General features: G+C 60.8%; 26 protein-coding genes. 9 read left to right on the forward strand and 17 right to left on the reverse strand.

Annotated elements, in window-relative coordinates:
- Nucleotides 1-157: 157 nt before the first annotated feature.
- Nucleotides 158-1,699, reverse strand: coding sequence for a hypothetical protein (locus AC4CWH_RS03410; RefSeq protein WP_491320391.1), 1,542 nt, complete (start codon nt 1,697-1,699; stop codon nt 158-160).
- A gap of 96 nt (nt 1,700-1,795) precedes the next feature.
- Complete coding sequence (locus tag AC4CWH_RS03415; RefSeq protein WP_491320392.1) at nt 1,796-2,260, reverse strand: tRNA (cytidine(34)-2'-O)-methyltransferase; 465 nt, start codon at nt 2,258-2,260, stop codon at nt 1,796-1,798.
- A gap of 380 nt (nt 2,261-2,640) precedes the next feature.
- Between AC4CWH_RS03415 and AC4CWH_RS03420 the strand changes: the two genes are divergently transcribed.
- From AC4CWH_RS03420 to AC4CWH_RS03430, 3 genes are all read left to right on the forward strand, one after another.
- Nucleotides 2,641-4,500: an ABC transporter ATP-binding protein gene (locus AC4CWH_RS03420; protein WP_491320393.1), complete on the forward strand. Its 1,860-nt coding sequence runs from the start codon at nt 2,641-2,643 to the stop codon at nt 4,498-4,500.
- Between the two features lie 152 nt (nt 4,501-4,652).
- A complete protein-coding gene (locus tag AC4CWH_RS03425) occupies nt 4,653-5,858 on the forward strand; it encodes a hypothetical protein (protein WP_491320394.1) in 1,206 nt (401 codons plus the stop codon).
- Between the two features lie 75 nt (nt 5,859-5,933).
- Entirely contained in the window at nt 5,934-7,790 is a 1,857-nt protein-coding gene (locus tag AC4CWH_RS03430; RefSeq protein ID WP_491320395.1) for an ABC transporter ATP-binding protein, read from the forward strand.
- Between the two features lie 14 nt (nt 7,791-7,804).
- Here AC4CWH_RS03430 and AC4CWH_RS03435 read toward each other — a convergent pair whose 3' ends face one another.
- Entirely contained in the window at nt 7,805-8,773 is a 969-nt protein-coding gene (locus AC4CWH_RS03435) for an endonuclease/exonuclease/phosphatase family protein (protein WP_491320396.1), read from the reverse strand.
- Nucleotides 8,774-9,078: 305 nt separating this feature from the next.
- On the opposite strand from AC4CWH_RS03435, the gene petA reads away from it, so the two are divergent.
- From petA to AC4CWH_RS03460, 5 genes are all read left to right on the forward strand, one after another.
- Entirely contained in the window at nt 9,079-9,657 is a 579-nt protein-coding gene (gene petA / locus AC4CWH_RS03440; protein ID WP_491284226.1) for a ubiquinol-cytochrome c reductase iron-sulfur subunit, read from the forward strand.
- 11 nt (nt 9,658-9,668) lie between these two features.
- Nucleotides 9,669-10,940 (forward strand): cytochrome b, encoded by a 1,272-nt coding sequence (locus tag AC4CWH_RS03445; protein WP_491320397.1) that lies wholly within the window; start codon nt 9,669-9,671, stop codon nt 10,938-10,940.
- A gap of 26 nt (nt 10,941-10,966) precedes the next feature.
- A complete protein-coding gene (locus tag AC4CWH_RS03450; protein ID WP_491320398.1) occupies nt 10,967-11,827 on the forward strand; it encodes a cytochrome c1 in 861 nt (286 codons plus the stop codon).
- Nucleotides 11,828-11,923: 96 nt separating this feature from the next.
- On the forward strand, nt 11,924-12,466 hold the full coding sequence (locus AC4CWH_RS03455) for an adenine phosphoribosyltransferase (RefSeq protein WP_491320399.1): 543 nt from the start codon (nt 11,924-11,926) through the stop codon (nt 12,464-12,466).
- Nucleotides 12,467-12,539: 73 nt separating this feature from the next.
- Nucleotides 12,540-13,154: a LysE family translocator gene (locus AC4CWH_RS03460; protein WP_491320400.1), complete on the forward strand. Its 615-nt coding sequence runs from the start codon at nt 12,540-12,542 to the stop codon at nt 13,152-13,154.
- Nucleotides 13,155-13,215: 61 nt separating this feature from the next.
- Here AC4CWH_RS03460 and AC4CWH_RS03465 read toward each other — a convergent pair whose 3' ends face one another.
- The 3 genes from AC4CWH_RS03465 to ychF form a co-directional block, all read right to left on the reverse strand.
- Entirely contained in the window at nt 13,216-13,683 is a 468-nt protein-coding gene (locus AC4CWH_RS03465) for a MaoC family dehydratase (protein WP_491284231.1), read from the reverse strand.
- The gene (locus tag AC4CWH_RS03470; protein ID WP_491320401.1) at nt 13,680-14,150 is read right to left on the reverse strand and encodes a MaoC family dehydratase; all 471 of its coding nucleotides are present in this window, start codon (nt 14,148-14,150) and stop codon (nt 13,680-13,682) included. Before AC4CWH_RS03470 ends, AC4CWH_RS03465 begins: the two co-directional genes overlap by 4 nt.
- A gap of 128 nt (nt 14,151-14,278) precedes the next feature.
- Nucleotides 14,279-15,382 carry a redox-regulated ATPase YchF gene (ychF, locus tag AC4CWH_RS03475; protein WP_491320402.1) on the reverse strand — a complete coding sequence of 368 codons (1,104 nt, stop codon included), beginning with the start codon at nt 15,380-15,382 and terminating at the stop codon, nt 14,279-14,281.
- A gap of 243 nt (nt 15,383-15,625) precedes the next feature.
- Between ychF and clpS the strand changes: the two genes are divergently transcribed.
- Nucleotides 15,626-15,928: an ATP-dependent Clp protease adapter ClpS gene (gene clpS, locus AC4CWH_RS03480; protein ID WP_491284234.1), complete on the forward strand. Its 303-nt coding sequence runs from the start codon at nt 15,626-15,628 to the stop codon at nt 15,926-15,928.
- 64 nt (nt 15,929-15,992) lie between these two features.
- On the opposite strand, the gene AC4CWH_RS03485 is transcribed toward clpS, so the two are convergent.
- From AC4CWH_RS03485 to AC4CWH_RS03535, 11 genes are all read right to left on the reverse strand, one after another.
- Nucleotides 15,993-16,811 carry a transglutaminase-like domain-containing protein gene (locus tag AC4CWH_RS03485; protein WP_491320403.1) on the reverse strand — a complete coding sequence of 273 codons (819 nt, stop codon included), beginning with the start codon at nt 16,809-16,811 and terminating at the stop codon, nt 15,993-15,995.
- A gap of 70 nt (nt 16,812-16,881) precedes the next feature.
- A complete protein-coding gene (locus AC4CWH_RS03490; protein ID WP_491320404.1) occupies nt 16,882-17,778 on the reverse strand; it encodes a transglutaminase family protein in 897 nt (298 codons plus the stop codon).
- Between the two features lie 85 nt (nt 17,779-17,863).
- A complete protein-coding gene (locus AC4CWH_RS03495) occupies nt 17,864-18,106 on the reverse strand; it encodes a hypothetical protein (RefSeq protein WP_491284237.1) in 243 nt (80 codons plus the stop codon).
- A gap of 74 nt (nt 18,107-18,180) precedes the next feature.
- Nucleotides 18,181-18,366 carry a hypothetical protein gene (locus AC4CWH_RS03500; RefSeq protein ID WP_491320405.1) on the reverse strand — a complete coding sequence of 62 codons (186 nt, stop codon included), beginning with the start codon at nt 18,364-18,366 and terminating at the stop codon, nt 18,181-18,183.
- A gap of 323 nt (nt 18,367-18,689) precedes the next feature.
- Nucleotides 18,690-19,145, reverse strand: a complete 456-nt coding sequence (locus AC4CWH_RS03505) for a GNAT family N-acetyltransferase (protein ID WP_491320406.1) — start codon at nt 19,143-19,145, stop codon at nt 18,690-18,692.
- On the reverse strand, nt 19,145-19,876 hold the full coding sequence (gene pth / locus AC4CWH_RS03510; protein ID WP_491320407.1) for an aminoacyl-tRNA hydrolase: 732 nt from the start codon (nt 19,874-19,876) through the stop codon (nt 19,145-19,147). Before pth ends, AC4CWH_RS03505 begins: the two co-directional genes overlap by 1 nt.
- 170 nt (nt 19,877-20,046) lie before the next feature.
- A complete protein-coding gene (locus tag AC4CWH_RS03515; RefSeq protein WP_491320408.1) occupies nt 20,047-20,769 on the reverse strand; it encodes a substrate-binding periplasmic protein in 723 nt (240 codons plus the stop codon).
- A gap of 39 nt (nt 20,770-20,808) precedes the next feature.
- Nucleotides 20,809-23,184, reverse strand: a complete 2,376-nt coding sequence (locus AC4CWH_RS03520) for a putative bifunctional diguanylate cyclase/phosphodiesterase (RefSeq protein WP_491320409.1) — start codon at nt 23,182-23,184, stop codon at nt 20,809-20,811.
- A gap of 300 nt (nt 23,185-23,484) precedes the next feature.
- Complete coding sequence (locus tag AC4CWH_RS03525) at nt 23,485-24,084, reverse strand: 50S ribosomal protein L25/general stress protein Ctc (RefSeq protein WP_491284243.1); 600 nt, start codon at nt 24,082-24,084, stop codon at nt 23,485-23,487.
- A 261-nt stretch (nt 24,085-24,345) separates the two neighbouring features.
- Nucleotides 24,346-25,278, reverse strand: a complete 933-nt coding sequence (locus tag AC4CWH_RS03530; RefSeq protein ID WP_491284244.1) for a ribose-phosphate pyrophosphokinase — start codon at nt 25,276-25,278, stop codon at nt 24,346-24,348.
- 129 nt (nt 25,279-25,407) lie between these two features.
- Nucleotides 25,408-26,838 carry a hypothetical protein gene (locus AC4CWH_RS03535; protein WP_491320410.1) on the reverse strand — a complete coding sequence of 477 codons (1,431 nt, stop codon included), beginning with the start codon at nt 26,836-26,838 and terminating at the stop codon, nt 25,408-25,410.
- Nucleotides 26,839-26,962: the final 124 nt, after the last annotated feature.

The raw sequence follows: 26,962 nt of genomic DNA on the forward strand, positions 1-26,962 counted from the left end.
GTCGGCACTTTCATTTTGAGGCAGAGTGTTTTCAAGCAGCGGCCGTGAGCATCCTGTTGACAAGCTGATCACCAAGAGAGGTGCGCCGGATGAAGTCATCTCCGCCCGCGTCCGACTGTCCCGGACGCGCGTGGCGATCAGATCCGGCCGAGATCGGTTAGCGCCGGCGACGCGGTTTTGCCTTGGCGACAACCGTTGGTTTCGGACCCTTGGGGGAGGGCGGCGCAGGTGGTGCGGGGGCAGCGGCAACAATGGTCTCGGCCTCCAGTTCCGGCGCCGCGTTCAGGGCCGGCACGGGTTCCGCGGCGGAGTCTGCAGGCGCCACAGCGATGTCTGCGGATGCGGTGACAGGAGCCGTATCCTCTTCCGGGTCCGGTAGTTGTGCGGCCGCGGGCTCTTCGATGGTCTCCGGCAGATCCACCAGCGCAAGCTCCGGCGGCATTTCCTCGATCTCCGCCACGGCTTCCAGCGGCTCGGCCGAACTTTCCGGCAATTGCGCCGGCTGCGGGCTTGCGGTTTCTTCGGCAGGGACGGGGGCAGCAAGAAGATCCGTCAGGGATGTCGGCAGTGGTTCGGCTTCAGCTGCGTCCTGAGGGATCGTTTCGGCCTTGGTTTCCGGTTCCGGCAACTGTTCCGGCAAGGGTTCGGGCAAAGGCTCCGGCATGGTGGCCGGAGCGACGGCCAGGACAGGCAAGGTCAGGATCGTCGCATCCGCCAGAAGCGGTGCAATCTGGTCCTTTGCTTTGGCTTTCGTGTGTTCCGCGGCGCCGGCCAGGACCTTGCGCAGGATTTCCGTCACCGGCAGGTGGTTCGGCAATTCCGTATTGGTGTGGTGGCCGGCCTGCGGCACCACTTCATCCACCGGGATGGCGTGTCGCGAATTGATTTCGCCGAACCAGTCCCATTCGCCCATCACGTCGATGACGTCGCGGAAGGGGCGCGGCATGGCGATGCGCGCACTGATGGTGACGATGCGTGCCCGTGCGGCAAGCACATTTGCGGCGGCTGCATCCGCGTGAGCCAACCGGTAAAGCGCTTCCGAAATGACGAGATTGCCCTTGGAATGGCCAAGGATCAGGTTGAAGGACAGGCGCGGATGGGCCAGCAGCGCACCGACCGTCTGCGTGTCGAGGCTCGCCTCCGCCAGCTTTTCGAGGCTGAGCTTGGGCGCCACGCCAAATTGCGGCCTCCCGAAGAACTCGTCCAGCTGCTCGAACCTGTGGCGAAAGCCGTTGAGATAACCAAAGAGGAAATAGCCCCCGAGCGCTTCGGTCATCACATCGGCAATCCCGTAGCCGGAGACAACCACGGCCACCGGCTTTTCGATGGCATCGGCAATGTTGCGGGCAAAGGCGGCAGAACCGAGCGCCGACGAGCCGACGCCGGCCACCGCCAGCGTATCGATCGCCTCGCCGCCACCCAGAAGGTAGTCGTCAATCGTGTCGCAGAGCTTGAGCGGAGCACCGCCGGTCGGCGGCACGATGAGGATGGCGCCTTCGGCTGCAAGACAACTGCTGATATAAAAGGCTTCTTCGGCCGTCACCGTTTTGACGTCGTAGAACAGCGCGTCCAGCGTGGTGTTGCGCCGGCGCAGGCTTTCCAGCGACAGATTGCGCAGCGGCGAATGCTGTATTCGTTCCGGAAGGCTGAGTGTGCGGGCAAACTGGGTGATGGAATGGGTGAATGCGGATGGGAACATGCGGTCTCTCCGAGGCTGGCGAGTGTTCTGAATATGCATTCTCGAACATAAGCTTCGCACAGATACCGGACTTCGCCAATACTACTTCGAGCTGTATCAGCCGTTCCAGCCAATTTGCCGCATGGCCTCGCCGGTGATCATCGCAGCCGAGATCGCCACATTGATCGACCGCTGGCCCTCGATCATCGGAATGATCAGCCGTGCATCGCAAAGATCATGGACCGTGTCAGGCACGCCGGCACTTTCGCGGCCAAACAGCAGCACGTCGTTGTCGGCAAAAAGAAAATCGGTGTAACGCGTGGCAGCCTTGGTGGAGGCGAGCACCAGCCTGCGGTTTTCAGACAGTCGCCAGGCATTGAAGGCCGACCAGTTGACATGGCGCGTCATCGTCACGCTTGCCAGATAATCCATGCCCGCGCGACGCAGGTTCTTGTCCGAGAGCACAAAGCCCGCTGGCTCGATGATATCGACGCCAAGGCCAAGACAGGCGGCAAGACGCAGGATGGTGCCGGTATTGCCGGGAATATCCGGCTGGTAGAGCGCGATGCGAAGCAAGGTCATGAGACGGCCTGTGGTGCGGTTGGACAGCCAAGGCTATTTCATCCCCGGGCCTGTCACGCAACCGTCACGCCATCCACTTGTGGCCGGCCTGTGCAGATTCCGGCTTTTCAAATTTTTTCTTTACTGGTAAGTGCTGATCATCTTCAACGCCAGCCAAAGGAGGCCTCCATGGAAATGACCGTGTTTTTGCGCTTCCGACCGCAGACCTTTCTGCTTCTGGCCTAGGCGTCCGCGGTTCTCGCAAGCCATCTTTTCCCACCTGTCGTTTTCAAGGCCATAGTTGGTCTTGCCATTTGAACTTTGCCGTGTGCCGGCCCTTTTGACCTCCCGCGTATCGACGTTGCGCGGTCGCCGCGGCAGTCCGATTGACGGAGCCTATCATGTTTGCCTGGTTCGAAAGTCGCGTTAACCCTTATCCCGCCGGCGAACCCGGCCTGCCGCCCAAGGGGCTTTTTGCCTTCTGCTGGCACTATACAAAGCCCGTCTGGCCGTGGCTTTTGCTGCTTGGCACCTGCTCGATGGTGATTGCGGTGGCCGAAGTGCTGCTCTACCAGTTCCTCGGCAATATCGTCGACTGGCTGAGCAATGCCGACCGCACCACATTTTTGGCGCAGGAGGGCGGGCGGCTTGCCATGATGGCAGCACTTCTTCTGGTCGGCCTGCCGCTCGCGGGCCTGATGCACACGGTCACCATGCATCAGGTGCTGGCTGGCAATTTTCCGATGATCGCACGCTGGCAGATGCACCGCTTCCTGCTGCGTCATTCGATGACCTTTTTTGCCAACGAATTTGCCGGCCGTGTCTCAACGAAGGTCATGCAGACCTCGCTTGCCGTGCGCGATGCAGCGATCAAGATCATCGACGTCTTCGTTTATGCGGTGAGCTTCTTCGTCTCGATGCTGGCGCTGGTCGCCTCCGTTGACTGGCGCCTCGGCGTGCCGCTGGTGCTGTGGATCGTCATCTACGGCCTCATCCTGCGCACCTTCATTCCCAAGCTGCGCAAGCTTTCCAGCGAACAGGCCGATGCCCGCTCGATGATGACCGGCCGCATCGTCGACAGCTATACCAATATCGCCACAGTCAAGCTGTTCTCCCATGCGGGGCGCGAGGAAACCTATGCCAAGGAGGGCATGGACGCCTTCCTCGTTTCCGTTCATCGGCAGATGCGCCAGATTTCGCTTTTGAATATCTGCGTCGATATCAACAATGCCTTCGTGCAGTTCTTCGTCGCCTCGCTCGGCATCTGGTTCTGGCTGGAGGGCAGCGTCAGCGTCGGGGCGATTGCCGTTGCCATCGGCCTTGCCATGCGTATCAACGGCATGTCGCAGTGGATCATGTGGGAAGTCGCCGCGCTGTTTGAAAACATCGGCACGGTTTATGACGGCCTTGGCATGATGACGAAGCCGCACGAGATCATCGACCGTCCCGCGGCAAAGCCCTTGTCGGCGCAAAAGGGCGCCATCGTTTATGACGGCGTGCGCTTCCATTACGGCAAGCAGAAGGGTGTTATCGAGAACTTTTCGCTCTCCATCCATGCGGGCGAGAAGGTGGGCCTTGTCGGGCGCTCCGGCGCCGGCAAAACGACGCTGATGAACCTTCTTCTGCGCTTCTACGAGCTGGAGAAGGGCCACATCCTCATCGATGGGCAGGACATCTCGCATGTGGCGCAGGACAGTCTGCGCGCGCTGGTGGGCGTGGTGACGCAGGATACCTCGCTGCTGCACCGCTCGATCCGCGACAACATCGCCTATGGTCGCCCGGATGCGACCGATGCGGAGATCATCGAGGCTGCCAAACGCGCCAATGCCTGGGATTTCATCTTGGGCCTTGCCGACCAGCAGGGGCGCGCAGGCCTTGATGCGCATGTCGGCGAACGCGGCGTCAAGCTCTCCGGCGGCCAGCGCCAGCGTATCGCGATTGCCCGCGTCTTCCTGAAGGACGCGCCGATCCTGGTGCTGGACGAGGCAACCTCCGCACTCGATTCGGAAGTGGAAGCTGCCATCCAGGAAAGCCTGTTCAAGCTGATCGAGGACAAGACGGTGATTGCCATTGCCCATCGTCTTTCGACGTTGACGCAGATGGATCGGCTGATCGTGCTCGACGCCGGCCAGATCGTTGAAATGGGGACGCATATGGAACTGGTCGAAAAGGGCGGCATCTACGCCGACCTGTGGAACCGCCAGTCGGGCGGCTTTCTGGGCGACGATGCCGATGACAAGGCGGAAGCGGCGGCCGAGTAATCGCAGCCGGTCATCCCGCTGCAGAAACCGGGCCGGTTGCGCCGGCCCGGCACGCGCCCGATTTTCTTTGCCGATGCGTTTACCACGCCGCTTAAAGGCTTGGATTGGCTTTTGGTTTAGGATGATCTCCTGTTGATCCGGGAGAATGCGCGATGTCTATCATCACCAGCATGCAGCCTGATCCGAACGCCAATGGTCGCCAGGCCGTTGCTCTTCTTTTGCGCCTCGGGCTGGACCTCAGCCCTGTCAATTTCGAGTTGATGACGCTCCTCATCGAGGGGGAGCGACCCGAGATCAAGCGCCGTTTCGCATTGCTTCCCCGCCCGATCGATCCGCAGGAATGGGCCGCCATGGCGCGTGATTTCCTGCCGCAACATTTTCAGACCGGCCAGCGCCTGACTGCTGCCCTGTCGCTGTTCGATGCCGCAACGGAGCTGCGCGCCATCCTTTCGGCTGTCGACGAGACGGTGAGCGGCAGCCTGCAGAAAATCGAAAAGGCGGCGACATTGCTGCAGGCCTCTCCCGCACTGTCGCCAGCGCAGCTTGCCCATGTGCTGAAGGCGGTGACAGATGCGTGCGCCGCAGAACTCGAGGCCACAAGGCAGGTGATGCAGGCGCTGGACGACTGGGCCGGACCTCTCTCCACAAGGCCGGCTCCGGCTTTGTCGCTTTCATCCACCGCCACCCCGTCTCTGGCCGGCGCTCTGGATTTTGCCGGGGCCGGGGTAGGGGCAGGGACAGCGTCAGGGGCAGGAGGTACTGCAGGATCAGCTGCCGGCGCCTCAGACGTGTCCCGCCCGGTTGCGGCGGCCCCTCTGGTCCACGGTCTGGTCGGCCGCGCCGCTCTGATGGGCCGGATGAAGGCGATGACGACGGATGGCAACCAGCTTGATGGGTCAAGCCTGCTGCTCTGTCGCCTCAAGGGCCTTGAAGCCTATCAGCGGCCGGCCATGACCGGTGCGCGTGATTTTCTCCTCGATACGCTTGGCCAGCAGGCCGGCCGGTTGATGAGCAAGGAGGAACTGGCCTCCTGGATCCAGATGGACGAGCTGGGCATGCTCGTCACCTTCACCGACGACCTGTCCCTGACGGATCTTGGCCGACGGATCGGGCGCATTCTGGAAACCACCGTGCGCCTTGCGCGCAAGCGCATCCCCGACCTGCCGAATGTCCAGTGTCGGCTTGGTGCCGCCAGCGCCTTTGGAGCGGTGACCCCGGCGCAATTGTACGACAACGCCCGTCTGGCCCTCCAGCGCGCGGAATTTCGCGGCGACGATACGCTGATGACCACTACGGTCTCCGGGCGCCTGCCGACAGACCGTCATTACGAGGCGCTTTACGGCCGCCAGACGCGGTAGCGGGCCGGCACCATTGCCAATATTTAACCCGGTATGCGTCTTGCTGCGGGCGCGAAACGGCCTATACCCAAGGGCATGATCGACGCCCTGTTCCGTTTTTTCGAGACCCGCATCCGGCCCTTCGCTCAAAGGGCGGATCTGCAGCCGCCGCGAGCGACCTTCGCCTTCATCTGGTTCTATGTGCGCCAGGCAAGGACGCCGTTCCTGATGATGCTGGTGCTGGGCGGCCTGACGGCGGCCATCGAGGCAGCACTCTTCTGGTTCGTCGGCCGGCTGGTCGATATTCTCTCGAGCATCGACCGCGCCGCTGGCTGGGCGGGGCTTTTGTCGGCCCATGGCAGTGAACTGGCCGGCATGCTGGTGCTGATTGCCGGCGTGCGCTTTCTGGTGACCATGCTGACGGCACTGGTCGATCAGCAAGTGATCACGCCGGGCTTCTACAACATGGTGCGCTGGCAGGCCTACCAGCATGTGGCGCGCCAGTCGCTATCGTTCTTCCAGAATGATTTTGCCGGCCGCATCGTGACAAAGGTCTGGTCCGGCGGGCAGGCGACGGGCGATCTCGTCACCTCGCTCATGGAGAGCGTCTGGTTCGTCGGTATCTATTCGGTGTCCATGCTGGCGCTGATCGGCGGTCTCGACTGGCGGCTTGCCGTCATCGTGCTGGTCTGGGTCGGAATCTTCTCGTTTCTGGCGCGTTATTTCGTGCCGCGCATTCGCTTTCACTCGCGCGAAACGGCGGAAGCCGCCTCCATGCTGTCGGGGCGCATGGTGGATGCCTATAGCAATATCCAGACGCTGCGGCTGTTCGGCCGCGACGAGGTGAACGACCGTTACATGCGCGAAGGTTTTGACACGTTCCAGGCCTCCACCATGATGTTCACCCGCTTCATCACCGGTGTGCGCGCATCGATGGCGCTTTTGTCCGGCGTGATGATCACCAGCATGGCAGCGCTCTGCATCCATCTCTGGCTGGATGGGCGCATCAGCTCAGGTGCCGTGGCGTTCACGCTGGCGCTGGTGCTGAGGCTGAATTTCCTGCTCGGCCGCCTGATGACGCAGTTCAACGGCATCATGCGCAATTTCGGCACCGTGCAGAATGCCGCCGAGCTGATCTCGCAGCCGGTGTCCTTGACCGATGTGCCGGATGCGCCGGCGCTGGTCGTGCGCCAGCCGGAAATCCGTTTCGACAATGTCAGCTTTCATTATGGCCGTGCCTCCGGCGTTATAGACCGGATGAACCTTGTCATCCGGCCGGGCGAAAAGGTCGGTATTGTCGGCCGTTCAGGGGCTGGCAAATCGACGCTCGTCAACCTTCTCCTGCGCTTCTACGACGTGGAGGCCGGGCGCATCCTGATCGACGGGCAGGATATCGCCAAGGTGCGGCAGGAGACGCTGCGCCAGCAGATCGGCATGGTGACACAGGATACCTCGCTTCTCCATCGCTCCATCCGCGACAACATTATGTTCGGGCGCCCGGGCGCGACGGATGAGCAGTTGCTGGCCGCCGCGCGCCGGGCCGAAGCGGACGACTTTATTCTCTCACTCGAGGATCAGCGCGGCCGCAAGGGGTTTGACGCCCATGTCGGCGAGCGCGGCGTCAAACTGTCCGGCGGTCAGCGCCAGCGCATCGCCATTGCCCGCGTCATGCTGAAGGATGCGCCGATCCTGGTGCTGGACGAGGCGACGTCAGCGCTTGATTCGGAAGTGGAGGCGGCCATCCAGTCCAACCTCGACGAGCTGATGAAGGGCAAGACGGTGCTTGCCATCGCCCATCGCCTGTCCACGATCGCCGCGCTCGACCGGCTGATCGTCATGGACAAGGGCCGCATCGTGGAAGAGGGAACGCACGCCGAGCTCGTCGCCTCCGGCGGGCTTTATTCGGAGCTTTGGGCGCGCCAGTCCGGCGGTTTCATCGATAGGGACGCCTGAACTACAGGCGTCGTTCAGGGGGCTGGAACCCCGAGATCTGCGACGAGCCCGTAATGGTTGGAACCGTGATTGTCGGCGATGCGCTGGATATGGCGAAAGACCAGCGGCGCGCGGATATAGATGTGATCAATCGGCACGCCCCAGGAGCCGGCAATGATCGGCCATGTCGCCGGCTGGCGCGTTGCAGCCTTCAGGCCGGTCTGCTTGAGAAACTCCAGCATGTCGGGCGAAATGCTCGAGGCATTGAAATCGCCCGACAGGATCAGCGGGCCGGTCAGTCTTGAAAACATCCGAACCGCACCCTGAAGCTCTTCTTCATGGTAGTCATCGAAATAAGGTTTGGTGAGGTGGATCGCCGCAACATTGACATCGCCGCCCGGAAGCTGAACGCGAGCCGTGATGAAACGGTGATAGGCGAATGAACTGAGGCTCTGGATCGTGCCGTTCTTCATCGGAAACCGCGACAGCATCATCAGGTCGCAGCTTTTGGTCTGCTCGCCGCAGCCGATCCGGTAGGGATAGACAGCAAACAAGCGCGGCAGATCTGACGTCAGCCCGCGTGCTTCCATGATGTTGACCACGTCCGCCTTCGACGCGATGATTTCATCCACGATGTCTGCAGCGTGCTCGAAATTTGTGCCGAGCACATTGAACGACAGAAGCCGGAATGTCTGGCCCGGCGCTTGCGAGAGATCCACTGCATAACGCTGCGACAGCATGTAGCCATGTACACTCATGCCGATTGCGGCGAAAAGCACGATCACGCCAAAGATGTTGAAGCGGATGAGCAGTGCAACCGAGACCGAAAGGACTGCAATGATGGCCAGATGCAGATGCAGGTTATGGAAAATCGTAACAAGAAAGATATCAGTGACAAATCGCGTCGTGATCAGCAGCAGAACAAGCGCTGTAATCAATGAAATACTGAAAGACAGGTGATGGCGCATGGGTTTCCATTGCGTACCGGCAGGATAAGCTGCCATATCACGTGCCTTTGTGCGCTGCAACAAACGGCGCAACGCTGCGCACATCTGTTTTCGGCGGGCTTCAGGGGTGGCGGGGGAAAGACGCAACGCGCGGGTGTGGCACGGATGCACGCATGGCTTTATTGGCGGATGTCATGCCCGCGACAATGTGCCCATATCCTGTTGCCGACACTGGACTTATTGTGAGATCACGCATAGAAATCGCACGGGGAGAATAGAGTCCAATTGTGTCCGAATTGGATTCCGACGGGGCGAGGGGCCATGCAATTTTACGAAATTTCTGCGCAGAGGATGGTTTGACCGTGAGCGAGCACGACACGAATAGCGGAAGCGTGGGCGAGCCCACTCGCCGCGATTTCCTTTATCTGACGACCGGCATGGCGGGTGCCGTGGGTGCCGCGGCTGTGGCCTGGCCATTCATCGACCAGATGCGCCCGGACGCATCGACACTGGCGCTTGCCTCCATCGAGGTGGACGTGTCGAGCGTCGAGCCTGGCATGTCGCTCACCGTCAAGTGGCGCGGCAAGCCGGTCTTCATCCGCAACCGCACCGAACAGGAAATTGCCGAAGGCAAGGCTGTGGCGCTGGGGGACCTCAAGGACCCGGTTGCACGCAACGCCAATATCGCACCTGACGCGCAGGCGACCGATGTCGACCGCTCCGCCGGTGAAGGCAAGGAAAACTGGATCGTGATGATTGGTTCCTGCACCCATCTCGGCTGTGTTCCGCTCGGCCAGTCCGGGGATTTCGGCGGGTGGTTCTGTCCCTGCCATGGCTCGCATTACGATACTGCGGGCCGCATTCGTAAAGGCCCGGCACCTCAGAACCTGGCCATTCCGACGTTTACATTTGCGACCGATACCGTGATCCGGATCGGGTGAGGGGACACAGCATGAGTGGGCATTCCAGTTACCAGCCTTCCACGGGCATCGAAAAGTGGATCGATTCGCGGCTACCCCTGCCGCGCATGATGTATGACAGCTTCGTCGCCTATCCGGTGCCGCGCAATCTCAACTACGCCTATACGTTTGGCGCGATGCTTTCCGTGATGCTGATCGTGCAGATCCTCACGGGCGTGGTTCTGGCCATGCATTACGCCGCCGAAACGACGGTTGCCTTCAACTCCGTCGAAAAGATCATGCGTGACGTGAACCACGGCTGGCTGTTGCGCTACATGCATGCCAACGGCGCTTCGTTCTTCTTCATCGCCGTTTACCTGCACATCGCCCGCGGCCTCTATTACGGCTCCTACAAGGCACCGCGCGAAATCCTCTGGATTCTCGGCGTCGTCATCTACCTCCTGATGATGGCAACCGGCTTCATGGGCTACGTGCTTCCCTGGGGCCAGATGTCCTTCTGGGGCGCCACCGTCATCACCGGCTTCTTCTCGGCCTTTCCGCTGGTCGGCGAATGGATCCAGCAGTTCCTGCTCGGCGGCTTTGCCGTTGACCAGCCGACGCTGAACCGCTTCTTCTCGCTGCATTACCTCCTGCCGTTCATGATCGCCGGCGTGGTGGTCCTGCATATCTGGGCGCTGCACGTAACCGGCCAGACGAACCCGACCGGCATCGAGGTGAAGACCAAGACCGATACGGTTCCCTTCACGCCCTACGCGACCCTGAAGGATGCCTTTGGCGTTGCGCTCTTCCTGATGGCCTATGCCTGGTTCGTCTTCTACATGCCGAATTATCTGGGTCACCCGGATAACTACATCATGGCAAACCCGTTGAAGACACCGGCCCATATCGTGCCCGAATGGTATTACCTGCCGTTCTACGCCATGCTGCGCGCCATCACCTTTAATATCGGCCCGATCGATTCCAAGCTGGGTGGCGTTCTCGTCATGTTCGGCGCCATCATCGTGCTGTTCTTCCTGCCCTGGCTCGATACGTCCAAGGTTCGCTCGGCCGTTTATCGTCCCTGGTACAAGCTGTTCTTCTGGCTCTTCGTCGTAAACGCCATCCTGCTCGGCTGGCTGGGTGCGATGCCGGCGGAAGGCATCTATGTCGCGCTGTCGCAGGCCGGCACCGTGTATTATTTCGGCTTCTTCCTCGTCATCATGCCGCTTCTCGGGCTTTTCGAGACGCCGCGGCGCATCCCCAACTCGATCACGGAGGCAGTTCTGCAGAAGAACGGCACCGTGACCGCCGACATGCGCGCCTGACGCCTGTGACCGAGAGGACGAATACGATGAAAATGCTTGTCAAAAGCCTCCTGTCCCTGGCTCTGGTCGCCGGTCTTGCATCCGGTGCGGCCGCTGCGGAGGAAGGTGCACATGCCGAAGGCGGCACGCCGCATTACCCGATCCACAAGCCGCAGGAGATGGATTGGAGTTTTGCCGGTCCCTTCGGCCATTATGACAAGGGCCAGCTGCAGCGCGGCCTGAAGGTCTATACCGAAGTCTGTTCCGCCTGCCATTCGATGAACCTTGTCTCCTTCCGCACGCTGGAGAACCTTGGTTATTCGGACGCGCAGGTGAAGGCGTTTGCCGCCACGCACGAAGTGCAGGACGGGCCGAACGATGCCGGCGAGATGTTCACCCGCAAGGCTGTGCCTTCGGACCATTTCCCGTCGCCCTTCCCCAATGAGCAGGCGGCAGCCGCCGCCAATGGCGGGGCGGCACCGCCCGACATGTCGCTGCTGGCCAAGGCGCGTGGCGTCACCCGCGGTTTCCCGCAGTTCGTCTTCGATATCTTCACCCAGTATCAGGAAGGCGGGCCGGACTATATCCACGCCCTGCTGACCGGTTACCAGGAACCGCCGGCCGGCGTCGAAGTGGCTCCGGGCACGCATTACAACCCATATTTCATCGCGTCCGCAGCGCTTGCCATGGCGCCGCCGCTGTCGGATGGCCAGGTGACCTATGACGATGGCGCACCGCAGACGTTGGATCAGTATTCGCGGGATGTGGCCGCCTTCCTGATGTTTGCCGCAGAGCCGCATCTGGAAGAACGCAAGCGCACCGGCTTCATAGTCATGGTGTTCCTGGCGATCTTCTCCATCCTCATCTATCTCACGAAGAAGTCGGTTTACGCCCGCAAGGAACATTGAGCTTATCGCTCCGGATGACTAGAAAGGCGGCTTCGGCCGCCTTTTTCATGAAGTCCCGGCATATGTTTTACCCATAGACACTCAGCGGAAGATCCGATGTCCGATATTGCAACGACGCTCGCCACCGCCATCCGCGCCATTCATGATTATCCGAAGCCGGGGATCATCTTTCGCGACATCACGACGCTGCTCGGCAATGCCACGGCTTTCCGTCAGGCGGTGGATGAGTTGGTGCGGCCCTATGCCGGGCTTGCCGTCGATCAGGTCGCCGGCATCGAGGCGCGGGGCTTTATCCTGGGCGGCGCCATGGCGCACCAGCTGTCCTCTGGCTTCGTGCCGATCCGCAAGAAGGGCAAGCTGCCGCACCAGACGGTGCGCATGGCCTATAGCCTGGAATACGGCACGGACGAGATGGAAATGCATGTGGATGCGGTCAAACCCGGCGACAAGGTGATCCTCTGCGACGACCTGATTGCCACCGGGGGCACCGCCGAAGGCGCCGTCAAGCTGCTGCGCCAGCTCGGTGCCGATGTCGTCTCCGCCTGCTTCGTCATCGATTTGCCGGAACTGGGCGGTCGCCAGAAGCTGGAGGCGCTCGGCGTCGAGGTTCGTACGCTGGTCTCCTTCGAGGGGCATTGAACGTCCATTGTCGGGTCTTGTGCGGTTGTGATGTCAGGCGTAGCCTGATGACAGAACAAGCCGGGGAACGACGATGGATCTTCATACGCTGATCGCCTTCGGGGCGACGTTTTTTGTGTTTGCCGCCAGTCCTGGCCCGGACAATATGACGATCCTGGCGCGTACCGTGCATAGTGGTGCTGCCTCCGGCATCGCCTATGGGCTGGGCACGGTCACCGGCATTTTGATTTTTCTGTTTCTCGCCGCCTTCGGCCTCTCTGCCGCAGCTGGCGAGATGGGCTTTGGCATGACGGTGTTGCGTTATGCCGGCGCTGCTTACCTCATCTGGATGGGCATCCGCATGTGGACCTCGCCGGCGGAAGTGCCAACGGAAAAGGCCGTTGCCCATGCCGGTGATCTCCGGCGCGGCTTTTTCGCCGGGATCGTGCTCAACCTCGGCAATCCCAAAATGCCGCTGTTTTATATTGCGCTTCTGCCGAATGTCGTTGGCCCCAACCTGACGTTTTCTCAGGCGGCAAGTCTGGCGCTGGTCATCCTGCTCGTCGAGGCGGTTGTGATCGGCGGCCATGTGATGCTCGCCCGGCGGGCGCGCACGCTGATGCGCAGCCCGCGTGTGGTGCAGCGGATCAACCGGGGGGCAGGAGCCGCCATGGTCGGCGCCGGTGTCGCCGTCATCGCAACCCGCTGAGAGGCAGAACGCGGTCTGCCCGAAGTCCCCCATCTTTTCCGAAGTCCCGGAGCGAAGCCTCTCAGGCGAAGTCGAGCACGCTGCTTTCAAACCGCAGCACCGTTTCGCCGTTCTGGTTCACGCCCTCGTTGAGGGTCGAGTTCAGCCAGGTGCCGGGGCGCGAGGCAAGCTCGCGTGTGTCCGTCAACGTCACCGAATAGGTGATGCGGTCTCCGGCATAAACCGGGCGCAGCCATTGCAGCTTGCGAAAGCCGGGCGAGGGGCCAAGTTTCGGCGGCTGCAGGCCCTGTTGCGCGAGGCGCGGAAACTCTTCGGCAAAATGGGCGAGAAGCATTTTCATCCAGCCGGCGCATGTATGCCAGCCGGAGGCGCAGAGCGCGCCGAACACGTAGGATTTCGCCGCTTCCGCATCCATGTGAAACGGCTGCGGATCGAATTTTTCGGCATAACGGATGATGTCTTCGGCCAAAAATTCCAGCGTGCCGGTTTCGACGCGGGTGCCGACAGGATAAAGTTCTGCAAGCCTCATGCGGCATCCTCCCCCTTCTCGCGCATGGCAAACATGATGACCTGCTCGGCAACACAGACCGTTTCGCCGCGCTGGTTTTCCAGTTCCGTGCGCATGCGCACCAGTCCGATACCGGGACGGGATTTCAGCGGCCGCGCCTCCAGAACAAGGCCTTTGCCGCTTAGCGTATCCTCAGCCAATACCGGCTTTTTCCAGTCCATCACATCGACGCCGGGCGCGCCCTGGCAGGTGGAATGGCCGATATAGCTATCGACGATCATGCGCATCTGAAGGGCCGCGGTGTGCCAGCCGGAGGCGGCAAGCCCGCCGAGGATGCTCGCCTTTCCGGCTTTTTCGGAAAGATGCATCGGCTGCGGATCGAATTCGCGGGCGAACTCGATGATTTCTCCGGCAGACACCGTGCGTGGCCCGAGCGGAAAGACCCGCCCCTCATGAAAATCCTCAAAATGCAGCATTTCTCTTCCCATTCACGCTGATGCGGTAACCATAACCGATGCAACTGCAATTCCAAGCAGTTTACGTCAACGGCAGGTCCAAACGAAAACTGCCGCCCGGGCGAGGGGCGGCAGTGGTGTTGAGAAAATTAAGAACGCCTTTAGGTGTTGAAGCGGAAGTGGATGACGTCGCCGTCCTGCACCACATATTCCTTGCCTTCGTCGCGGCCCTTGCCGGCTTCCTTGGCGCCCACTTCGCCCTTGTAGGCGATGTAATCGTCATAGGCGATGGTGAAGGCGCGGATGAAGCCGCGTTCGAAATCCGTATGGATGACGCCGGCGGCGGCCGGTGCCTTCGTGCCGCGCACGATGGTCCAGGCGCGGGTTTCCTTGGGGCCAACGGTAAAGTACGTGATGAGGTGAAGCAGGTTGTAGCCGGCACGGATCAGACGGTCGAGACCGGCTTCCTCAAGGCCGAGAGCCGAGAGGAATTCCTTGGACTCTTCCTCCGGCAGCTGCGCCACTTCCGATTCGATGGCCGCCGAAATGATGACGCATTCGGCGCCTTGCGACTTGGCCATTTCGGCCACAGCCTTGGTGTGGGCATTGCCATCGACCGCATCGGCTTCCGCCACGTTGCAGACGTAGAGAACCGGGTGCGAGGTCAAGAGATTGAGGCCCTTCAGGATCTCGATCTCGTCGGCCGCCAGCGTCTGCAGCAGCAGGCGGGCAGGCTTGCCCTCGTTCAAGAGCTTGACGACCGCTTCCATGATCGGCAACTGGGCAACCGAATCCTTGTCCTTCGACGCGGCGCGCTTGCGGGTCTGCTCGACGCGGCGCTCGAGGCTTTCGAGGTCGGCGAGCATCAGCTCGGTCTCGATCGTCTCGGCATCGCCGACCGGGTTGATACGGCCTTCGACATGGGTGATGTCATCATCTTCGAAGCAGCGCAGCACATGCACCACGGCATCCACTTCGCGGATGTTGGCCAAAAACTTGTTGCCGAGACCTTCGCCCTTGGAGGCGCCGCGCACCAGGCCCGCAATATCCACGAAGGAGATGCGGGTGGGGATGATTTCCTTGGAGCCCGCAACGGATGCAAGCTTCTGCATGCGCGGATCCGGAACCGCCACTTCGCCGGTGTTCGGCTCGATGGTGCAGAAGGGATAGTTTGCCGCCTGCGCTGCCGCCGTTTTGGTCAGCGCGTTGAAAAGGGTGGATTTGCCGACATTCGGCAGGCCCACGATACCGCACTTGAAGCCCATAAGGGTTCCACCTGTCCTTGATTTCGATTTAGTCTGGCTATGGGGGAAACGCGGCATGGGGTCAAGGGCGCCTTGCCATTCCGCCGTGTTTCCGGCCATTGAAAGCACTTGGCCACTTGCTGCGGGCCAAGACTCTTCCTATTTTGAAGAGAGAAACGCTGCGATACCGTTGCACGCACGCGAATGATCCTTCACATCAAATCCCGGCTGCACCACCTCAGGTGACACAGGAGGCCCGCCGCCATGGCGAACGGAACCACACTCAAGCCGAAGAGCACAACGAAGCTGGAGCGCCCCAAGCTCTACAAGGTCATTCTCTTCAACGACGATTATACGCCGCGCGAATTCGTCACGCTGGTGCTGAAGGTTGTTTTCCGTATCGGGGAAGATGCCGGCCACCGGGTGATGATGACAGCGCACAAGCTCGGCTCCTGCGTTGTCGTCGTCTGCGCCAAGGATATTGCCGAGACAAAAGTCTCCGAGGCGATGGATCTGGCCAAGGAGGCGGGTTTTCCGCTGATGTTCAAGGCCGAGCCGGAAGAGTGATCCGGAGAGCCGTCGCAAGCGGGAAAATCGTTTCCGCCTGCGACAACCAACCGAAACACAGCCGTCACATCGTCTGTGCCGGGATCTCGTCGGTGATCACTTCGAAATGCCGGAGGATGGCCGGGCCAAAGGCCGTCGTCAGCGCTACGTCGGTCGCGTCACGGCCGGTTGCCATCAGGATGCGGCCGATGCGCGGCTTGTTATGGCGCGCATCCACCGTGTGCCAGCTTCCGCCGAGATAGACCTGGAACCAGGCGCTGAAATCCATCGGGTTCACATCCGTGGGCACGCCGATATCGCCGAGATAGCCGGTGCAATAGCGCGCCGGAATGTTCATGCAGCGGCACAGTGTGACGGCAAGATGCGCGAAATCGCGGCACACGCCGGTGCGATCGGTGAAACCGCCAAAGGCTGTGCGCAGTGGATCGGCTTTCTGGTAATCGAAAGTAATGTGGTTGTGGGTGAAATCGAGAATGGCCTTCACACGCGGCCAGCCCATCGGCGTGTCGGAAAACGTCTTCCAGGCAAAATCGGCCAGGCGGTCCGTGTCGCAGTAACGGCTGCCGAGCAGGAAGACCAGAACCTCGTCCGGCAGATCCTTGATCTCGTGCTGGTAGGCATTTTCGGGGATGGGATCGGCAAGGCCGCCGTCATAGATCTCGAAATCGGTGGTGATCGTGGTCACGCCGGCCGGTGCCACGATGCGGCTGCAGGCATTTCCGAACCCGTCAATATAACCACGGGCCTCGATCGGCCGGTCGAAACTCAGCGTCTGCTCGCCAAAAAGGTCCGCCCGGCGCGAAGGGTGAATGTTGAGAACCAGCAGCATGGCCGTGTCCTGCGGGCATTCGTAGCTCAGGCGAAAGCCCGCGCGAATTTTCATGGATCGATATCCTTGAGCGAGGAGGGAGGAAAGTCATGCGGGCAACGGCGTTCGGTGCTTGTTGTTCCGTTCAGCCGGTCAGTCGTCTGTCGTTTTGTTCAGTCGTCACGTTGATCTGCACCACCATGTCGTCGAAATCGGAGGCTTCGCCGTCGTAACTGCCGGAAAGTGGCACGGCCTGACGTGGGTCTCGCGCCACACCGACGCGGATAAGATCCCGGTTCCCGACGATGCCATTGGTCGGATCGAACTCCACCCATCCGGCGCCGGGCAGGTAAACCTGACACCACGCATGGGTCGATCCGCCGCCGAGCGTGGTCGAGCCATCGCGATCGGGCACGTAGATATAACCGGTGACGAAACGCGCCGCCATGCCGAGAGCCCGGGCAGCCTCCATCATCAGCAGCGCAAAGTCGCGGCAGGTGCCACGGCGCAGCGACAGTGTCTCAAGCGGTGTCTGCGTGCCGTGTTCGTGCCGGCGCGCATAGGTGAAGCTTTCGTGGATGGCATAACAGAGCGTCATCAGCACATGCCCGGTTTCGGTCGGCTGGCCCGGCCGCAGGAATTGGCGGGCAAAGCGGCCGAGACTGTCGTCGGGATCGGGAAAATGCCGCGCAATGACGCGCTCCAGATCCGGCGCCTCTTCCGGATCATAGGCAAAGGGATAGGTGAGGGCCTCGTCGTCGATCTGCAAGTCGAGCGCCACCTGCTCTGAATGCTCCAGACGGATATTGGTTTCGAAACGAAGTTTTTTGGCCCGGCCGGAAAACGAAACCAGCGCCACGCAATTGCCGAACACATCATGGATCCAGCGCACCGATTGCGGCGGCGGATGGATGGCGAGATCGGAACTGAGCAGCGTCTGGTCAAAACTGTCGCGTGGCCGAAACATCAGTCGGTGCTGCCCGAAGGCGACCGGCCGCTTGTAGACATATTCGGTGATGTGGCGAACGGAAAATATCGTCATTCGATTATTGTCTCCCGGTCATCCGCAGTCTCTTGCGGCGCCGGGCGGATGCGTCGATGACCGCCCGCATCCGTGACACGAACCGTCAAGCGCGGCGCAGCAGCGGGTAGTCCTGCGCGTCATAAAGGCGGCGGATGCCGTTGCCGTCGAAACGGGTCTCGTCCACTTCCAGCACGCAACCGCGCAACTGCACGTCGGGCATGTCCTCGATGGCAAAGCGCACGGCTTCGGCCACGGTGTCGAAACGTCTGTAACGCACGCGGGTGGTGCGCTTGTTGGTCTTGCACGGATAAAGCCCGGCGCTTGCATTATAGTCGATGTTTGCCACGTCAATATATCCTGCGGCCGTCAATGGGCCTTCAATCGGGGTTGGGTCGTCTTCTTGAAAACCGGCGAAACGGGTCAGCCGGTGGGTTGCAGGTGCGACGCCCTTTTGTCCAGGCGCTCCTGCTTTTCGGTCATCTTGCGTTCGCGCAGCCGAAGCGCCTGGCTGTTGCGCAGGGCCTGAAGCTTGGCGGCATTGGAGCCGGCATCTGCCTCAGGGCGGGCAAACAGAAGCGTGGCTGCGGTACGGGGTGATTGCATCATGATAATATCCTTGAAATCCGGGTGTGGCGCGCAAGAAATGGATTTGCTGGCGCACTCCAGCCGCTCGGGCTGAAGTTCTGGAACGTTCGCAAAATCTGTGGGTCGCCAAGCAGCCTAGGAGGCAAGGATGATCAGGTAGCCGAAAAGGCTGTAAACGTATGCGTTCAACATAAGCTATATTGGCGAAACTTCAAGGATTATCGCGACAGGATGCTGCATGGCAGCAATTTATACGCATGAGGTTTACGCAGAGCCCGCGTTGTGGGGTGTTTTTCATACCCGTCGTGTTCTGCTGTCAGGAGTAACAGCAAGCCGGCCCTCGGTCAGTCGTTGCGGATCTGAAAGCCGGCCTTGTTCTGCGCAAAACCGCAGCTTTCGTAAAAACGAAGCACCTCGGGTCTCTGGCGCCCGGTCAGCAGCATGACCTTGTAGCAGTCTGCGGCAAAAGCATGCGCCACCGCATGACGGATGACGGCGCGGGCATAACCCTTGCCGCGAGAGGCAGAAAGCGTCACGACATTTTCGATCAGCCCATAGGGACGGGCGTTTCGGGTCAGGTTGGGGATCACCAGCAGCGTCGCCGTTGATACGGCAACATCCGCCGACAGCCCGAGAAAGACGTGGAGGCCCGGATGCGACAGCATCGCATGGTAACGTGCGTGCGCGGTCTGCGGCAAGACCTGGGGATCTGTGGGGTTAAGCTCACGGTAAAGAGCAAGCAGCGATGCAAGGTCGTGCGGACCGGCGGGGCGGATCGATAGCTGCGCGCCTCCCGTCATCAATCCTTGTCCTTCGGGCCAAACATCTTCTTCAGCATGTCGGCCATCGGACCTGATGTCGGCAGCGCTTTTGGCTGGGCAAAATTGCGGGCAGCGCGAATATGCGACTGGCCGCCACCCGGCTTTTCCGACGTCTTTGCCTTTTTGGGCTCGTCGTCCGGTTTGGCACCGACGGCCAGCGCCAGCTTGTTCATCAGCTGCGAATCCTCGCCCTTCACCAGCATGTCGGCATTGTCGGCGAGTGCCTCGAGCAGCGGGTCGAGCCAGACGCGGTCGACCTTGGCGAAATCGCCGAGCACATGGTTCTGCACCTGCTCCTTGGAGCCGGGATGGCCGATGCCGAGCCGCAGACGGCGATACTCGCGCCCGCAATGGGCATCGAGCGATTTGACGCCATTGTGCCCGCCATGGCCGCCGCCCGTCTTGATCCGGGCCTTGCCGGGCACGAGATCCAGCTCGTCATAGATGGCAATAATGTCCTGTGGCTGAAGCTTGTAGAAGCGCATGGCTTCGCCGACGGCCTCGCCGGACAGGTTCATGAAGGTCTGCGGCTTGATCAGCAGCACCTTTTCCGCGCCAATTTCGCCTTCGGAAATTTCTGCCTTGAACTTCTTCGACCACGGGGCAAATCCCTGACGGCGCTGGATGGCATCGACCGCCATGAACCCGATATTGTGGCGATTGCCGGAATATTTGGCGCCCGGATTGCCGAGGCCGGCGATGATGAACATGTGACGTTTCCTCGACGCGCTGGCCGTTGAACAGGGTGGCCGTTGAAACCGGTGGCCATTACGCTGCGCGTCTGGGACCGCGAAACGGGCCGGAAGTCAAGTATTTTTGGCAAAATCCTGGCCCCTGCTTCAGTCCCTCGTCCCTTCGGCGTCAGATGGTTTGGCGGGGATCACCGCACGGGCGTCAGGCCATAGGCGCGGTAGATCTTGTCGCGCATGCCATTGGCGTTCAAGCGGTCGAGCGATGCCTGCATGCGCTCGATCAGCGTGACCGAGACACTTTTGTTGCAGGCAATAGACAATTGCTGCAGTGACAGAGCGACAACCGGCTCGATCGGCTGTCCCTCCTTCAGCAATTTGCGCACCACGCCGTCTGACATCGGCATCATGTCGATGCGTCCTCCGAGCAATTTTGCAAGGGTGAGGTCAAAGCTTGCGCTGAGGTCGATTTCTGTAAAACCCTTCCGGCGCAGGATTTCCTGCGTATAGTCTTCGCGTTGGGTTCCGATGCGGTAGGCCTTGGCCGCCTCAAGGGTTGGCGCATGAACGGGGCTGCCGGCGCGCTTCACCAGTACGTTGCGGTCGATGTGCAGGGGGCCGACCCATTGGAACCGGTTTTCCCGCTCCGCCGTGCGCGCCGTGGCAAAGACGCAATGATCCGGCTGCGTTTCGGCCAGTGCCAGTGCCCGCGCCCAGGGCAGAACCTCGATCTTATAGTTCATATCGGAACCGATGCCCTTCATGATTCCATTGACCTGTTCCACGCCTGCACCGCGCGGCACGTCGTCCGGGCCGAGAAAGCTGAAGGGCGGATAGGATTCGGTGGTAAAGGTCAGGCTTGCGGCCGAGACCGGCCCGGCCAGCATGCAGAAGATTGCAATCAGACACTTCATGCCGCTTCCCCCGAACCCGCTTGATCTTTCAGTATGAACTCATCCTGTCAGGCTTTCCAGTGGTGCTGCAGAGCTTGAAAGATCAGCCATCAGGTCCTCGATGCTGCGGGGCAGGGAAAACAGAAATCCTTGCGCGCAATCGACGCCGATCTGCTTCAAAAGCTCGTGCTGCCGGCGGGTTTCCACGCCTTCTGCAATCACCGTGCAGTTCATTTTGTGCGAGATGGCGCTGATGCCTTCCACCAGCATGCGGTTCTTCTGCCCGACTTCGGAGGCATCGGCGCCGATGGAGCGGATGAAGGACTGGTCGATCTTGACGATATCGACCGGGAAGCGGCTCATGTAACTCAGCGAGGAATAGCCTGTGCCAAAATCATCAAGGGCGATGCGGCAACCGAAGGCATGGATTTCATCGAGGATCTTGCGCACCTTCGGATCGTCATGCATCAGCACGGCCTCGGTGATTTCAACCACCAGTCGGTGCGGCATGATATTGTGGCGGGAAACCAGTGCTGCCAGTCGCGCGGGAAGGCTTGGCTCGAACTGCAAGGGCGAAAAATTCACCGCCACATAGGTTTTATCCATGCCGGGAAGGGCTGAAATGCGCGCCAGGTTGGACAGCGCGTCCTCAAGCACCAGATTGCCGATCTGGTTGATCGAACCGGTTTCCTCGGCCACTTCGATAATGCTGGAGGGCGAGAGCAGGCCCTTGCGCGGATGGCGAAGACGCATCAGCGCCTCGAAACCGACAATGCGGCGGGTCGCGACATCGACGATCGGCTGGAAATGCGATTCGAACCAGTTTGCAGCCAGGGCAACGGTGATGTCGCTTTCGATCTCGGCCCGTTCGCGCGCCCGATCCAGAATGGCTTCGTTATAGATGACGGCACCGTTCTTGCCGTCGCGTTTGCGGGTATACATCGCCATGTCGGCCTTCTGCAGCAGTTCTGCGGCAAGCTGGGCATGGCGCGGATAGAAAGCGAGGCCGATGCTGGCGCTGAGGCGCACGGCCGTGCCATCTGCCTGAAACGGCACGTCGAACAGGTCGACGATCTTCTGGCATATCGCGTTTGCCCGCTCTTCGGCACCGTGGCCGGTGACCAGCAGCGCAAATTCGTCGCCGCCAAGACGCGAGGCGATGTCGTCCACCTGGATCAGCGGCGTGATGCGCCTGGCAAACTGGCACAGAACGCTATCGCCCGCCGTATGGCCGAGCGTGTCGTTGATCGACTTGAAGCGGTCGAGGTCGATGAACAGGCAGGCGATCTGCGATCCGGCGGTGTCAGCTTCGGCAATCTTCTCGTCCAGAACGGCCTCGAACCCCTGGCGATTCAAAAGTCCGGTCAGGTGATCGGATATCGCCTGGCGCCTGTTGCGCTGTTCCGATTGCTTCAGTTCGGTCACATCGGTCATCACGCTGAGCGAGGTCGGCTGATCGCTGCCGGAGGTGTGCAGTTCCGTCTCGAGGATCAGCACATCCATGACGCGTCCGTCAGCACAGAGAAAGCCCACGGTTATCTCGCAGGCGCTGCCGCTCGTGCGCACCTGCTGCTTGCGCGCCCGGTAGCGCATGCGGTCGGCAGGAACGATGAGGTCGATGAAGGGATGGCCCAGAACGTCCTTGCGCGCATAGTCTGTGGCCAGCAGCCAATAATCGCTGACGGCCCAGATCATGTCGTCGCTGTTGAGCGAAAACAGCATGGCGGGCGTCAGGTTATAGGTTTCGGTGGTCTGCTGGTGGGCGCGCTTCAACTCGCGCTCCTCGCGTTCCAGCTGGGTCTGCATTTCGTTGAAGCTTTGCGCCAGCCGCCCCATCTCGTCGGTGGAGCGCCAGTCGACATGGTGGCGCGAGCCAAGCCGGCGCGTGGCTTCGATGGCCGCCGTCAGTCGCATCAGCGGGCGGATGACCATGATGCGATTGCCGAAGATAGCCGTGACGAAGACCGTCAAAATTGCCAGCATGAAGATGGAAATGAAGGCGAGTTCCATGGCGTTGAGCGCCGAAAAAAGCCCGACCTTGTTGTAATAGATGGTGAGCGTGCCGACGTCGTGCAGCCCGTCTGTCGAGCGGTACTGGATGGCCTGCATCGTCTTGTCGAGGCGTTCGCCGCTGCCCCGCAGATTGCTTTCGGTAACGTCGAGCTTGCCCAGCGTATCGCTGACCTGCACGACCCGAATGCCCGGTTCGCCGATCAGCGTTGCCGTGATCATACGAATGCTGTCGAGATCCAGATCCCAGAGCGGCTTGCTGAGCGCCTGTGCATTGGCCTGCAGGCGAATGTCGACGCGCTCCTTTAGGCTCTGCGTCGCCTGCTGCGAAGACAGGGCGAGGAAAAGCGTAAACAGCGGTGCGACGACGATCAGGAGAGCGCCGGATATAATCGCAATGAAACGGCTCTCTACGGAGTGACGCATCAGCTCAGACCAAGGCTCCCGCTATTTTCTTTATCTTGAGATCATGCCTGTCGAGCGGGCATCGTTCCACTCTTTCCTTAAGCAATATTAAAACCCGATTGGCAGATACCGCAATGCGGCTGTCAACCTCTTGCCAGCCCTTTTGCCGGCGGAGACGGATCTTTGCTGCACGATGCATGGGATCCTTCAGCTTATCGACAGATAAACATGGGGTTTTTGCGGCAAAGCTTGTGAAGCGGAATAGAAAAACCCGCCTCCGTTGCCGGAAGCGGGTTCAAAGAATGCTGATCAGCGTAAAGCTTATTCGGCAGTCGCTTCTTCTTCGGTCGTGCCGCCAGCCGGAGCAACGATCGTAGCGATGGTGAAATCGCGATCGGTGATCGTCGGCGTTGCGCCCTTCGGCAGCTTGACGGCCGAGATGTGGATGCTGTCGCCGATCTGGAAGCCGTCGAGGTCGACGGTGATGAATTCCGGGATGTCGTTGGCCGGGCAATCCATTTCAACGGTGTGGCGAACGATGTTCAGCACGCCGCCGATCTTGATGCCGGACTTTTCTTCGTTGATGAAGTGGACCGGAACGTCAACGGTGACCTGGCTGTCTGCGGAAACGCGCAGGAAATCCACGTGCATGGTGAAATCGCGCACCGGATCAAGCTGGTAATCCTTCGGCAGAACGGAGATCTTTTCGCCGTTGAGCACGATGGAAGCGACGGTGGTCATGAAACCGCCGGCGTGGATGCGCTTCGTCACCTCATTGGTGGACAGAGCGATGGAAATCGGGGCCTGCTTGTCACCATAGATGACAGCGGGAATCAAACCGTTGCGGCGAAGTTCACGGGAGGACCCCTTACCAACCCGTTCGCGCGCCTCGGCCTTGAGCTCATAAGATGCGTGGCTCATGGCATATCCTTTCGAGGTTATTTGGAGAACCCGTCTGCTGTGCTTACGCTCTGCGACGGATCAGAAGGGCATCGTCCGATGCGCTTCATCCGCGTTGCCTCCAAGGGTGTCTACGCGGACGAGGGGCCTATAGACCAAGTGGGGCAGGCTGGCAAGCAAAAGCCTTGTCCTGCGGCCATTTCCACTTCAATCCGCGTTTTATACAAACGAAAACGCCGCCCCTGGGGACGGCGTTGGTCGTCGGAATGGTAAGCATCGCGATTAATCGAACAGGCTAGAAACGGATTGTTCGAGCGCGGTGCGGTTGATCGCTTCGCCGAGCAGGGCTGCGGTCGAGACGACGCGGATATTGGGCGCGGACTGGACGGCCGTCGTCGGCTGGATGCTGTCGGTGATCACCAGTTCTCGCAGCTTTGACGACGAGACGCGGGCCACCGCGCCACCGGAGAGAACGCCGTGCGTGATATAGGCAGTGACGCTGGTTGCGCCGTTCTTCAAAAGGGCTTCGGCGGCATTGCACAGCGTTCCGCCCGAATCGACGATGTCATCGATCAGCAGACAGTCCTTGCCGGTGACATCGCCGATGACGTTCATCACTTCGGATTCGCCGGCGCGCTCGCGCCGCTTGTCGACGATGGCCAGCTGGCAGCCCAAGCGCTTGGCAAGCGCGCGGGCACGCACCACGCCGCCGACGTCTGGCGAGACGACCATCACGTTGTTGAGGTCGTAGTTTTCCTTCACGTCACGGGCGAGGATCGGCACGGCGTAGAGGTTGTCTGTCGGGATATCGAAGAAGCCTTGGATCTGATCGGCATGCAGGTCGAGCGTCATCACGCGGTCGGCACCGGCTTCTGTGATCAGATTTGCCACCAGCTTGGCCGAGATCGGCGTGCGCGGGCCGGCCTTGCGGTCCTGGCGGGCATAACCGAAATAGGGAAGCACTGCAGTGATGCGCCGCGCCGAAGATCGACGAAAGGCGTCGATCATGATCAGCAGTTCCATCAGATGGTCATTGGCCGGGAACGAGGTGGGTTGCACGACGAAGATATCTTCGCCACGCACGTTCTCCTGGATCTCGACGAAAATTTCCTGGTCTGCGAACCGTTTGACGGTGGCTTTGCCAAGAGGCACATTAAGATAGGAACAGATCGCGTCGGCAAGATGCCGGTTCGAATTCCCTGCGAAAACCTTCATTGGGGTCCGCCTGTTGTCACGCTGGATGCGGGCCTTTTACCGTTGCTGCACTCGAATGCAAGACTGAACGACTGACATCACCCATTTTTTGTGAACGGTGCGTGAAGTTGGGGCCGGATCCTGCTCCATTCAGCTTGTTTGCGCACCCTGCCATCGCCGGTAGGCGGCGATCGTGTCCTGCGCAATCGTCTGGAGGGTTCTGCCGGGTACGGCAGCCCAGAGATCGCCGCCGGCATAGGCAATGTCCTGTTTTCCCTGGATGCGGTGCAGGCGCTCTCCGGTTTTGTCCAGCACGTCCCAGACATAGGAGACGGTCACGCCGTCGCCACTGCGAAAGGTCGCAAGATAACCTTTGAGGAAATGGCTGCCATTGTCGACATTTGCCGCCTTGATGACGATGCCACTAGCACGCGCCGCATTTGCCAGGTGGCGCGACAATGGCGTGACAATCGTTGCAGGTGCCCCAATGATCGGCAGGAAGCGGATCGTATCGCTCCTGACGGGCCCAAGTGAGGCCGCCTCATTGACCGGCCGAGAGGTCGATTGCCGGGTGGGCGCCGCCTTCGGTTTTTCCGGAGTGGTCGCGCGCTTGCTGGCGGCAACCGACGGACGTCTTTGGGGGAGCGGTGCGGACGCAGCCGGCGAACGCCGGCCCTGGTCGACGGCACGGGCCTGTGCTTCCAGCGTTTGAGGCGCTGCCCGCGCCGCGGTGGGCGCCGTATAACTCTTCCTTTGGGCAGGCGGCGGCAGGGGGGCGCTCTGCACGGTGCGCGGCGCTGTTCTGTTGCCGGCGGTGCGCAAGGCGGGTGTGCTCGAGGTTGACAGCCTTCCCTCATCCAGCCTGCTGCCCTCATCGTCCAGGGGCGCTGCCTGCGAGAGTGGCCGGCTGCTATATCCGCCATTGTCGCCACTGTTCGGATAGGCGGATCCGCCGTCATAGGAGGGGGTGACGGCGCCATAGGGCGGGTTGGCGTAGGAGGCCGGCCGCGGCGGATAGGCTGGTTGCGGGTAAGGCGGATAGGCCGGAGCCGGAAAAGGCTGGTAGATTGAGGCCGGATAGGTCGGTGCCGGATAGGCCTGTCCCGGATAAACAGGCTGCGGATAGGCCTGCTGCGGATAGACCGGCTGCGGATAACCTTGCTGCGGATAGAATTGCGGTGGATAGGCTTGCGGCGGATAGGCCTGAGGAGGATAGGTCTGGGCCGGCGCGGCGTTCCAGCCATTCGTGTAGCCGTTGGGCGCCCCATACCCGTTTGGCGCCACATAGCTGTTTGGCGCGTTGTAAGGTCCCGCATTGGCCGGCGCGTTCCAGTTCGGTGCGTAACCATTATAAGCGGGAACACCTCCGGTCGCGACGCCGTCGTAGCGGCTATAGGTGCGGGGATTGCGATAGGCCTGGCTGGAATAGGTCGGGCGGGTTCCATTGCGATAGGTCGGGGTGGCGCGCCGGTCGGCGTTGCTCCCCCGCGTGGAGGTATAGCGTCCATAGGACTGCTGTCCCACATCGGCGCGTGGCGCCATACGGTAGGAATCGCTGCAGCCGGCGCATAGCAACGTCATCGTTACCGCGACAAGCCGCGGTCCAATCCGTTGCAATTGCCCCATGCCTGTGCCCCCATTCCGTGTACTGAATGATCATCTTTAGGGGAGCTGTTTCGGTGGAGTCAATATTTTATCATATTAT

The organism is Neorhizobium sp. PAMB6716 (assembly GCF_058242805.1).

What these genes read in the sequence shown, in the direction of transcription:
- AC4CWH_RS03500 (WP_491320405.1), bottom strand. Translation starts at nt 18,366, where the DNA reads ATGATGCAATCACCCCGTACCGCAGCCACGCTTCTGTTTGCCCGCCCT.
- AC4CWH_RS03490 (WP_491320404.1), bottom strand. Translation starts at nt 17,778, where the DNA reads ATGACGATATTTTCCGTTCGCCACATCACCGAATATGTCTACAAGCGG.
- AC4CWH_RS03415 (WP_491320392.1), bottom strand. Translation starts at nt 2,260, where the DNA reads ATGACCTTGCTTCGCATCGCGCTCTACCAGCCGGATATTCCCGGCAAT.
- AC4CWH_RS03435 (WP_491320396.1), bottom strand. Translation starts at nt 8,773, where the DNA reads ATGGCAGCTTATCCTGCCGGTACGCAATGGAAACCCATGCGCCATCAC.
- AC4CWH_RS03485 (WP_491320403.1), bottom strand. Translation starts at nt 16,811, where the DNA reads ATGAAAATTCGCGCGGGCTTTCGCCTGAGCTACGAATGCCCGCAGGAC.
- AC4CWH_RS03430 (WP_491320395.1), top strand. Translation starts at nt 5,934, where the DNA reads ATGATCGACGCCCTGTTCCGTTTTTTCGAGACCCGCATCCGGCCCTTC.
- clpS (WP_491284234.1), top strand. Translation starts at nt 15,626, where the DNA reads ATGGCGAACGGAACCACACTCAAGCCGAAGAGCACAACGAAGCTGGAG.
- AC4CWH_RS03525 (WP_491284243.1), bottom strand. Translation starts at nt 24,084, where the DNA reads ATGAGCCACGCATCTTATGAGCTCAAGGCCGAGGCGCGCGAACGGGTT.
- AC4CWH_RS03410 (WP_491320391.1), bottom strand. Translation starts at nt 1,699, where the DNA reads ATGTTCCCATCCGCATTCACCCATTCCATCACCCAGTTTGCCCGCACA.
- AC4CWH_RS03505 (WP_491320406.1), bottom strand. Translation starts at nt 19,145, where the DNA reads ATGACGGGAGGCGCGCAGCTATCGATCCGCCCCGCCGGTCCGCACGAC.
- ychF (WP_491320402.1), bottom strand. Translation starts at nt 15,382, where the DNA reads ATGGGCTTCAAGTGCGGTATCGTGGGCCTGCCGAATGTCGGCAAATCC.
- AC4CWH_RS03445 (WP_491320397.1), top strand. Translation starts at nt 9,669, where the DNA reads ATGAGTGGGCATTCCAGTTACCAGCCTTCCACGGGCATCGAAAAGTGG.
- AC4CWH_RS03515 (WP_491320408.1), bottom strand. Translation starts at nt 20,769, where the DNA reads ATGAAGTGTCTGATTGCAATCTTCTGCATGCTGGCCGGGCCGGTCTCG.
- AC4CWH_RS03470 (WP_491320401.1), bottom strand. Translation starts at nt 14,150, where the DNA reads ATGGGAAGAGAAATGCTGCATTTTGAGGATTTTCATGAGGGGCGGGTC.
- AC4CWH_RS03450 (WP_491320398.1), top strand. Translation starts at nt 10,967, where the DNA reads ATGAAAATGCTTGTCAAAAGCCTCCTGTCCCTGGCTCTGGTCGCCGGT.
- AC4CWH_RS03455 (WP_491320399.1), top strand. Translation starts at nt 11,924, where the DNA reads ATGTCCGATATTGCAACGACGCTCGCCACCGCCATCCGCGCCATTCAT.
- AC4CWH_RS03535 (WP_491320410.1), bottom strand. Translation starts at nt 26,838, where the DNA reads ATGACGTTGCTATGCGCCGGCTGCAGCGATTCCTACCGTATGGCGCCA.
- AC4CWH_RS03460 (WP_491320400.1), top strand. Translation starts at nt 12,540, where the DNA reads ATGGATCTTCATACGCTGATCGCCTTCGGGGCGACGTTTTTTGTGTTT.
- pth (WP_491320407.1), bottom strand. Translation starts at nt 19,876, where the DNA reads ATGTTCATCATCGCCGGCCTCGGCAATCCGGGCGCCAAATATTCCGGC.
- AC4CWH_RS03465 (WP_491284231.1), bottom strand. Translation starts at nt 13,683, where the DNA reads ATGAGGCTTGCAGAACTTTATCCTGTCGGCACCCGCGTCGAAACCGGC.
- AC4CWH_RS03530 (WP_491284244.1), bottom strand. Translation starts at nt 25,278, where the DNA reads ATGAAGGTTTTCGCAGGGAATTCGAACCGGCATCTTGCCGACGCGATC.
- AC4CWH_RS03425 (WP_491320394.1), top strand. Translation starts at nt 4,653, where the DNA reads ATGTCTATCATCACCAGCATGCAGCCTGATCCGAACGCCAATGGTCGC.
- AC4CWH_RS03420 (WP_491320393.1), top strand. Translation starts at nt 2,641, where the DNA reads ATGTTTGCCTGGTTCGAAAGTCGCGTTAACCCTTATCCCGCCGGCGAA.
- AC4CWH_RS03520 (WP_491320409.1), bottom strand. Translation starts at nt 23,184, where the DNA reads ATGCGTCACTCCGTAGAGAGCCGTTTCATTGCGATTATATCCGGCGCT.